At 38.1% G+C, this 10,300-nt stretch carries 3 protein-coding genes and 1 pseudogene; 3 read left to right on the forward strand and 1 reads right to left on the reverse strand.

What is annotated here, in order from left to right; translation table 11 throughout:
* Positions 1-23 precede the first annotated feature (23 nt).
* The gene (locus F6K22_RS18740) at positions 24-4,085 is read left to right on the forward strand and encodes an AAA domain-containing protein (protein ID WP_293100995.1); all 4,062 of its coding nucleotides are present in this window, start codon (positions 24-26) and stop codon (positions 4,083-4,085) included.
* A 919-nt stretch (positions 4,086-5,004) separates the two neighbouring features.
* Here the strand turns inward: F6K22_RS18740 and F6K22_RS18745 are convergent.
* Entirely contained in the window at positions 5,005-6,408 is a 1,404-nt protein-coding gene (locus F6K22_RS18745) for a GUN4 domain-containing protein (protein WP_293100997.1), read from the reverse strand.
* 725 nt (positions 6,409-7,133) lie between these two features.
* Here F6K22_RS18745 and F6K22_RS18750 point away from each other — a divergent pair.
* Together F6K22_RS18750 and F6K22_RS18755 are read left to right on the forward strand one after the other, a co-directional pair.
* Entirely contained in the window at positions 7,134-8,981 is a 1,848-nt protein-coding gene (locus tag F6K22_RS18750; protein ID WP_293101000.1) for a phospholipase D-like domain-containing protein, read from the forward strand.
* A gap of 486 nt (positions 8,982-9,467) precedes the next feature.
* A pseudogene (locus F6K22_RS18755) lies at positions 9,468-10,300 on the forward strand (LamG domain-containing protein); the annotation flags it as partial.

Consider the following 10,300-nt stretch of genomic DNA (forward strand, 5'->3'; position numbering starts at 1 on the left):
TGGAGGAAATTTGGGAACTGACTATGGCGACAGATAGGGAGGATGGGGAGTGGGAAAAAACTTTGAAACTTAGGGGAGCAGTTAATGTTGATGGAGACAGGGTTTTCAAAATATTATCGGTGCAGTTTATTTCTCAAAAAGCAGAAGCAGATGAGTTTGGTCGAGTTTTGCAAATTCGTTTGTTGCCACAACATCAGTACCGACAGAAGATTTCGTTGGGAACAGTGCGCTCTATCCAGAAAATGCCTTTCTTTGGCGATCGCCTACCTACACAGGATCAACTTCCTATTTGGACGACTTTTGTAGAAATAGAGCAACGTCTGGCAGAAAAACGTCAATTTTGTGTCGCGTTTCTCAGTCACAACTATGGTAGTGCAGGGAGAAAGATTACTTTTGAAATTGATATTTCTTCGGCAACTATTGATGGAACACCGGAAAGTGCTATCGACGATATTGAGTTTCGACGGCGACTTTTCGAGGCAAAAAATCAAGATATTCAACTTTTTAATATTTCTCCAGCAGGTAGGGATGGTAGAGAGGGGGAAAAGTTGGGAGCGATCGCTTTTATTGACTGGGAGAAAAGTCAAGTGCGGATAATGTTGGATAGTGAAATTGTGGAAAGTATTGCTCGTGGGAGTTATAAAATACCGTCTAAAGGGTTTCTATTTTTTGTCGCTTTTGGGGATATTGCTCAAGTGCAACGCAAACGCAGAGCGCTGGAAGATTTACAAAATGGTCGCTGTCAAAATCCATATTTGGGGGAATTTTTCTTTGATGCTACCTGTGCGCGAATTCCGAAAAAGGCAGTCAAACTACAACCTCAAGATTTATTATTGCCTGCTGGTAATGCTAATCAAATTGCTGCTGTGGAGAAGGTTTTGGCAGTTCCAGATTTGGCTTTAATTCAAGGTCCACCTGGCACTGGGAAAACTACTGTTATTGCTGAAATTTGTTATCAAGTTGCTTTGCGCGGGGGTCGCACTTTGATTGCGTCTCAGGCAAATTTGGCGGTTGATAATGCTTTGAGTAGATTGGTGCATAACCCGGTTATTCGTGCCGTGCGTAAGGGAAAAGCAGAGAAAGTGCAGGAAGAAGGGGAACCATTTTTGGAGGAGCGAGTAATTGATACTTGGTTAAAAAATACTGCTAATGACTGTGAAAAAGATTTACGGGAGCGACTGCAACGGGTGGAAGTTTTACGGAATTTATTGATAGAGTCTGAGAGGTTTAATAATTATTTGGAGTTGGAAGAAAAATGGGTAAGTGAACAGCAGGAGTTGAGCGATCGCCACAATATTTTGGAAGCAAATAGGAAAGAATTAGAAGGTGAGGTTTTGCAATTTGAAACTGACAGGAAAGAATTAGATTTTTTGGTATTGGGATTAGATAATTTCTTTAATTCTGCACCTAATGTTAATTGGGAAGATGAGGAGGTTAGAAATTTTTTACCTCGTTTACAACCTTATTGTCAGGAGGAAAATTCGGTCAAAGATTTAGTAGAGAATGTGCGTTTAGGTCGGAATATTGCCAAAAATATTGATTGGGAAATTCCGCAATTAGGAGCTTTTGGTTTAGCAGCTTGGTTACAAGAAAATTTGGCTGTTTCATTGCCAGAATTTCAGAGTGGTTTAGCTGTGGCAAAAAAGGCAGTTATGGTAATGTCGGAAACTGAGAAATTATTACAGATTTACCAACAGAGTCATAGTCAGTTTGAGCAGCTCAAAAAAGAGCTTCAGCAGCAAGAAGTAGTTTCGGAAAATATACATAAAAAGCTAGAAGAATTAGAAACGCAAAAAAGTCAAATAGATTTAGTTGTTGGCGAAGTAGGTGTTTGGATAAAAGTTGGTAAAGAGCGGATATTTGAGGAGTTGAAAAAATGTTGGGATAGCGGTGAAGGTTTCCAATTAGATTTAATTGGATTACCAGAAAGTTTGATTAAACTTGCTACAACGAGAAAATTACAACTTTTGCCAGACTATGCTCAACCTATTAATAATTTGCCAGATTGGGAAAGATTAGAAAAAGCATTAAACGCAGAGTCAAGTCGTGGCTTTCAGAATATCCAAGGCAAAGAATATCGTTTTGATGAATTTTTGCAGATTAGTCTGAGTCAACCACCCATAGTTTTGTCAGAAAGAGATTATCAAAAGTGGCAAGAATTTGCTAAAGAATTTGCAATTTATCCGCAACTTAATCAAAACCAACGACAAAACTTAGTCGAAAAAATTCAACAATTTTTCCAGAAAAATCGGCATAAATATAGTTTGGCGTGGGAACCAGATAATATGTCAAAGACTTTGACAGAAGTCATAGATAAAATCTTCAATAAAATTCTCCATAACTCCCGTGAATTTTTACTCCCTGCGAAACAAGAAAATCAAAAACGAATCCTGAGAAATCAGGAACAGTTAGAGGCAAATAGTCAATTACTCGAAAGCTACAAACAAGAACTAGAGATAGTTGAGAAAAAAGGAAAAGATTCTCGTCAAAAGCTTGAGCAAAAATATCAAGAGTTTCTCCAAGCATTACAAGAGATAAATCCTCAAGTAGAGGTTAACGCAGAAATTCGTAATTTAATCAAACAGTATCTTGAGTGGCAACCATTAGAAGTATTAAACGATAAATCCAATTTTGTCGAAAAAGTAAATTCCTGGGAAAATAACCTTGAGCAACTTGAGAAAATCGCTCCCCTACTAGAACCTTTGACTGTTCTTGCAGAAATTAACAATATTCTGCAAGACAAACTCAATACCATCCAAGAAAAAGCAGATAAATCCCAAGAAAAACTCCAATCTTGCCAAACAGAAATTAATCAAATTCAAACAGCCTTAGAAAAAACAGTACCAACCAACTTAATTGAAGAAAGAAACTGGTGGAAATTAGCATGGTCAAAAATTCCAGAAAATCTCAAACCTACCATTCCTGAAACAGAATTATTTGCCATAGAACTTTTACACAAAATCAAACTTCAACAGCAAAACTGGCAACAAGAATTAGACACAGAAGAAACCCTGTTAAACCAACACCAAAAATTCATCCAAGACTGGATAGAAAAACTCAAAAAACCCTCAGAAAAAGATAGTAACGATCTGAGGAAAATTTACCTCGATAATGCCAATGTTATTGGTATTACCTGCGTTCAAGCTGCCAGTCGAAACTTTGTCGAAGAATTTAATAGTTTCGACGTCGTAATAATTGATGAAGTTAGTAAATGTACTCCTCCAGAAATATTAATTCCCGCATTAAAAGGCAAAAAATTAGTATTAGTAGGAGACCATCGCCAATTACCACCAATGCTCAATGATAATACTGTTGAAGAAATTGCTGAAGAGATGAAAATCACAAAAGAAGAACTGGATTTTTTAGAAGAGTCACTATTTAAAACTCACTTCGAGACAGCAACAGAAAAAATCAAACAGATGTTAACCATTCAATATCGAATGCACCCGAATATTATGGGAGCAATTAATCAATTTTATCAACATCGTTTACAATGCGGTCTTCTCGAACCAGACCAACAACGCGCCCATAATTTAGGAGGTGAAATTATTCCAGAAAATCGACATATTATCTGGGTAAAAATGCCACAGTTAGAAAGTTTTATGGAACAAAAAGAAGGCACATCGCCTTTTAATGAAAAAGAAGTTGATGTGATTGAAAAATTATGTGGTGAAATGGAAAAATCCTGGTCTGTTAAAATTGCCGAGGGTTTGCCTAGGAAAGAATTAGGAATTATCACATTTTATAATGCCCAGTTGCGACTAATAGAGTCGAGAATTAATCCAGAAAATTTTCCATCCCTACATATTAGAACCGGAACAGTTGACAGATTTCAAGGAATGGAAAGACAAGTAATTATTGTGAGTATGGTGAGAAATAATCAGGAGGGAAAAGTAGGATTTGCTAAGAAACCAGAACGGGTAAATGTTGCCTTTTCTCGCGCTCAAGAATTGTTAGTTATTGTTGGATGTCATGAGTTATTTACACAACATTATGGAATGGTAGGAAATATGTATTCAGAAGTATCTAATGTTGTGCGTAGTCAAGGAGGGTTGGTGGAAGTTTCTGATGTTTTAATCACCTAACCCCCCAACCCCCTTCCCTGCAAGGGAAGGGGGAGTCATAAACGCTCTAGTAGTAGACTGTTTCAGCTAAAACAGTGCATTAGAATAGTTATTGCGAAGGATAAAGACACATATTGTCATTGCGAGGGGGGGAGCAAAAGTCATTATTTGATTTCAAGCATCCAAAATCCCCCGAAGCAATCTCTTCTATAATATGGGAGATTGCTTCGGCGCTCGTTAACGGTGATTCCTAGAGGTTAACTGTTTCTATCACCGCCTCGCAATAGACAATCACTTCTGAGTATAACCAACAACGTCATTGCGAGGGGGGAAGCAAAAGTAATTATTTTTCAATACACACTCTCAAGACCCCCCGAAGCAATCTCTTCTATAATATGGGAGATTGCTTCGGCGCTCTTTAATGGTGATTCCTAGAGGTTAACTGTTTCTATCACCGCCTCGCAATAGACAATCACTTCTGACTATAACCAATAACGTCATTGCGAGGGGGGAAGCAAAAGTAATTATTTTTCCATACACACTCTCAAGACCCCCCGAAGCAATCTCTTCTATAATATGGGAGATTGCTTCGGCGCTCTTTAATGGTGATTCCTAGACTTTAACTGTTTCCATCACCGCCTCGCAATGACAATAACTTCTGACTATAACCAATAACGTCATTGCGAGGGGGGAAGGAAAAGAAATTATTTTTTAATACACACTCTCAAAACCCCCCGAAGCAATCTCTTCTGTAATATGGGAGATTGCTTCGGCGCTCTTTAATGGTGATTCCTAGAGGTTAACTGTTTCCATCACCGCCTCGCAATGACAATAACTTCTGTCGTAGAAAGGGGAAAGACTGGTATTTGATGAGCGATAAATAGGTTATAAAAAACTGATAACTGAATGTCAGATGGCTGAAACGGCTATATGTTACTGTTTAATATTTTCCGCTAGAGAAAAACAATGCTATTGCGTCCAAATCTATCTCTTCACCCCAATACACCGGGAGATGTCCCCTATAATTTCTATTCAGACTAAAAGTCAGGTCATCATAGCCAAACAACCATTCCCCTCCTGGACGCCATCCAACTTTATCGCCAAAAGCATCCCATACTTTTTCATCATACTTCGTTGTACCACCCAAACTCTGATAAATCTGCTTCTGCACAGAAAAGCCAAACTTACCATTACTATATTTTACCCAAAGTTGATCAATAGTGCGAAGGTCTTCACAAGGAAAATTATTTATATCTTCTTCACTTAAATAACCTAGCTCTTCTAGTCCTGCAAGTTTAAACATACAATTACCAGTTTCCATATCTGCTTCTTTCCATTTTCCTGCCGCTAATAAGTCACGCAAATTTTCATAGTTTACCCCTCTAGCTGAAACCAAAGGTACATCATTAGAAACCAAATTTCGTCGAGTTTTTTGAATTTCTTGAGTAACAGAAACAGAAGAATTACCAAAACCTAAATCAGCAAAAACATCCTCAATCTTCTGATAACGTTGCTTCGGTTTTTGCTCCACCAAACGGTCTAAAGCTTTACCCAATTCATCACTGACAAAATTTCCATTTAAACAATCTCGCCATACCCATTCCATTTCCATTACATCATACAAATCAAACGGATTCATCTGAGTCAATAAATGCAAACAAGTCACCCCCAAACTATACAAATCGCTTGCTAATTTTGCCTTTCCCATAGACTGTTCCGGGGCGCAATATTCAGCCGAACCAATAACCGTTCCAGTCGCCGTCCGACGTTGAGCTTTCGGCATAATCTTAGATGCTCCAAAGTCAACCAAAACTAACTTTTTATCCGCCTCTCTCCTAATAATATTCTCAGGTTTAATATCCCGATGAATCACATTATGACTGTGAACAAACTGCAAAACAGATAATAAATCTATTAACAATTCTCGAATATGACTTTCATTAAAAACGCCACGGTTATCTAACTCTTGTTGCAGGGTTTCTCCCTGAATAAATTCCTGTACTAAATATTGACGACTATCCACAGAAAAATAAGCAAAAAGTTCAGGAATTTGTGAATGCTTTCCTAACAACTCCAACCTTTCCGCTTCCTGTGCAAATAACTCGGCAGCTTTAGCCACTGTTTCTGTTCCCTGAGCTTGAGGAAGAAACTGTTTAATAACACAAAAAGGTTTAGAAGGTTTAAACTCATCCACAGCTAAAAAAGTTCGACCAAAACCACCTTGTCCGAGAAGACTTTTTGCCCAATAACGTTCTACAAGTAATAATTTATTTCCGCATTTTTGACAGAATTGAAAATTATCGGGATTAATAGTTAGACATTCTGGGTTTAGACATTGAGACATAATGAATAATAAGTTTTCTGATAGAAATTTGTGGTAGGATTTGGAGACAAAACCCCTACTATTTTAACTAATTTAGTAGAGCATCTCGACTAAAATTCTAGGTCAAACCTAAAGGGGGCAACTGAAGTGGGAAAATATTTCTCCCCTCTCCCTGTATTTGAAAGAAATAACCTAACTCCCAAACCCCTTCCTATCCCCCCTTACCCTCCTTTGAAAGGGGGGATGAGGGAAGGGGGAAGAATACATATTTAGTAAGTTATATTTCGGATAAAATAACCTAAGCTTCTTAAACCCTCTTATGTAGAATCCGGATAATTACTATAGCTTGCGTCCGCAGCGACTGGAACGGAGTGGAAGGAAGCAATCTCTTAAACCTATGAGATTGCTTCCTATCGTCGCAATGACGACTGTTCAACTGGATTTTATATAATAGAGAAATCTTGCTCCCCTCCCCTCGCAGGGGAGGGGTTGGGGGAGAGGTTTCTATCACAAAATTAAGACAAATGTTTCTACAATCTCCTACTAAATATATTGACCCTGAGTTAAACAATTTAGCTGATAAAATCGAAGTAGAATACATATATTTAGTAAGTTATCTTTCGGGTAAAATGAAATAACCTAACCCCCCTAACCCCCCTTCCCTACAAGGGAAGGGGGAAATCTTGCTCCCCTTCCCTCGCAGGGGAGGGGTTGGGGGAGAGGTTTCTATCACAAAATTAAGACAAATGTTTCTACAATCTTCTACTAAATATATCGACTCTGAGTTAAATAATTTAGCTGATAAAATTGAAAAAGATAGCCCTGGTTTGTCAGTTTTTGCTGCCCGTCAATTTTGTTATCAACTGTATCAAACCCAGGTTCAAATTGAGATAACAAAAGAACGAGATTTGAATATTCTTGAGGAGTTTATTCTCAGAGCAAGTATTGAATTTAATCCTCCACCAACTGAAGTAGAATTGGCGCAAATATTAAAGTTAGATCGTATATTTATTCAAAACACTACTAATACTCTTCAATCCCTACAAACTTTAACTTTAACACCACCAGATTCTAGAATTACTATAACTTCTGAAGGCAAAGAATTTTATACAAAAGGTTCCTTGCCACAACCGCCAGAAAATAAAATTATTTATGCTATTACTAACCCTGTTTCTGGAGAAATTAATTGGCGACTTTCTGCTGTAACATCTAAATCTCCAGAACTGCCAAATTTAGCAGAATTTATAACCTTTGAAAATACAATTCCAGATATTGCTAATTTGACTATTGAAGAACTACAAACACAAATTTTAGATTCTGATTTGGGTATTCATTTACCAGAATCAGGGCAAATAGTTAAAAATTTTTCTGTAGATAAAGATGCAGAAAAAATCACTTGGAAAGCTATTTCTATTTTGGTAATATTTGATGCGGTCGAAGAAAAGTTAATTTTACAAGCAAGGGAAGGAAATAAAATTTTAGAATCGGTGTCAAATCAATTACAAGAAATGACAGAAAAGGGAGAATTTTTGCTCAATGAATTATGTGGTTTATCTCCTGAATCTATAGCCTCTCAAACAGAATCAATTTTAGAATTAAAAAACCAAAAAGTTGAGGAAAGACTGGAAAAAATTCGGCAACAAGGAATTGAAATAATAAAGAAAACTAGAGATAAGGGGAGGAAAACATTACCCAAAAATTCCGAGTTTATCTTGTTGCGCGATCGCCAAATTAGACCAGAGTTTTTATCTACTCTTAAAGCAGCAACTCAACAGATTTTAATTTACTCTCCTTGGGTGACAGAGGAAGTAGTGGATGAGGAGTTTATCCAACTTTTACAAAAGCTAGCAAATAATGGGGTGTGGATTTTAATCGGATATGGAATTGCCGAAAAACAAGAAGAAGAAACTAAACCAATGTCGCCCAAAGTGGAGGATAAATTGTTAACAATTAGAACTCCTGAAGATTTACCAGCAGCTCAGATATTTTGGTTAGGAAATTCTCATGCTAAGGAAGTATTAGTAGATAGAAAAATTCATTTATCTGGCTCTCATAATTGGCTTTCTTATCGGGGAGATAGAAATTTTCGAGGAGAGACAACTTATAAAGTCACAAATGCTGATACTGTTAAGTCAGCTTATGAATATTTACAAGCTAGATTTCAATCTCATGCTGAGAATTTATGGGAGTCAGCAGTGTCAAATCAGGATATTAATTTAGCTATAAAATCTCTTTGTATTTGGGGTGCTTTAGGTCTGACAGAAATAGCACTTCAGGAATTACAATATCATAATTGGATTGAACTTTTTCCAGTGTGGTTAAAAGTAGTAATTCAAGGGTTGAGGTCAAAACAAATTTCACCAGATGAACCGATTTTTGATAAAGCAATTTCCTGGCTAAATATAGTTGATAAATCAGAGAAAAATATAGAAGATTTACAGTCTGGATGGCAAGGGGTTATAGAAGCGATCGCTCGTCAAAATCGCCAAGCAGCTTTAAGTTTATTAAATGAGGCAGCATGGAGAGAATTTATCCGTTTAGAAATTTCTGCAAAAGACACCCCAGAAAAATTTATAAAAATGCTGAAAAAATAGTGATGCTATATCCAACAGAGAAACGCTATAGACTCTGCGATCGCTAACAGATTGGAAAACATTTCTCTGGCCAAAGTCAAAAACCTAACCCCCCTACCCCCAACAATCCCCCCTGCCCCCCTTTGAAAGGGGGGGTAGGGAAGGGGGAGAATACTTCCCCCCTCTCCTTGCAGGAGAGGGGTCGGGGGAGAGGTCTTCATTGACTCGCTCTTTACCCACATTTTCAAGCTAGACGTGATAATAGGGAGGGTTTCAATAGCAAAATCTCTAATTTGTCAAGGCTTTTGGTTCAACTTGCCTCTACAATTCTCTTGATTTCTTTTGATATTTATTTACACTTAATTTCTTCCACCAAATGATAATATTACTCATTAACTGCAGATAATAATTAAAGGCAAATTAAGTTTGACTATTACTACTGACAACAAAATTATCACTGAAAATTTCCTCAAAACTTACACCGACAAGACCTACAAGCACACAACTATGATCCGTCATAATGGTGTGGTTGTAGCTTTGGCGATGGACCAAGCACGGCGCATCTACTACTCTGTGCTGAATTTCGATGATGACAAGCAAGATAGTCCCCTGGATGTGAACTATTGGCTGGCCAATCCCAGGGAATTAGAATTTCCTAACGAGATTTCTCAGGTGGGATATGCAATAGTTGGTGCCACTATGATGCCTATTGTTAAGAAAGGTAGTCGCCAAGAAGCAGAATCAGGAACCCTACGAACCGAAGAAATTGACCCTTTCCTCTCTAGCACTGCCCGCTTGACTGCTGATGCTCCCTTTCAAGCGCTTACTGATGAGAAATATGTTTATATTTTCCGTCAGTCCATAGCTGAAACTAATGAGGATATGGTCTTCAAAACTGAAAGTGGAGGCGCTTCAGGAGATAGTGAAAGGACGGATTATGTCCTTGACATTGATGGGAACAACGTTCCAATCGTTAAGGATACCTTGCTAGTAGACCGCTTTGTCCTGGCAGGAACCCTATTGAAGCCCAAAATGGAGGTGCGGTACCAACGCAGTCGCCATAAAACCCAACCCCTGGGGAGTAAAGATAGTCTGGGGGCTAAGGATCTCAACGGGAATCCCTTTTTTGAACCTACTCAAGAATTGGACTTTGTTTGCCACTTACAGCAGGGACGCTTTTCGGCGTTGTTATTGCCTACCCAGATAGCTGAGGTACAGCGCTGGCAAGTCTTTGCTTACAATAGCCATACTGGATTAATTGACTCATTTAATGTCGAGCGTGGGGAAGATGGGTTGTTTAATACAGCATTGGGAACAAAGAGCTGTGGTGGGCAAAAACG

The organism is Okeania sp. SIO2F4, from assembly GCF_010672385.1.
Classification (GTDB): Bacteria; Cyanobacteriota; Cyanobacteriia; order Cyanobacteriales; family Microcoleaceae; genus Trichodesmium.

Bases quoted from the DNA above. Each gene is read 5' to 3' on its own strand.
- F6K22_RS18740 (WP_293100995.1), top strand. From the start codon at position 24: ATGGCGACAGATAGGGAGGATGGGGAGTGGGAAAAAACTTTGAAACTT.
- F6K22_RS18745 (WP_293100997.1), bottom strand. From the start codon at position 6,408: ATGTCTCAATGTCTAAACCCAGAATGTCTAACTATTAATCCCGATAAT.
- F6K22_RS18750 (WP_293101000.1), top strand. From the start codon at position 7,134: ATGTTTCTACAATCTTCTACTAAATATATCGACTCTGAGTTAAATAAT.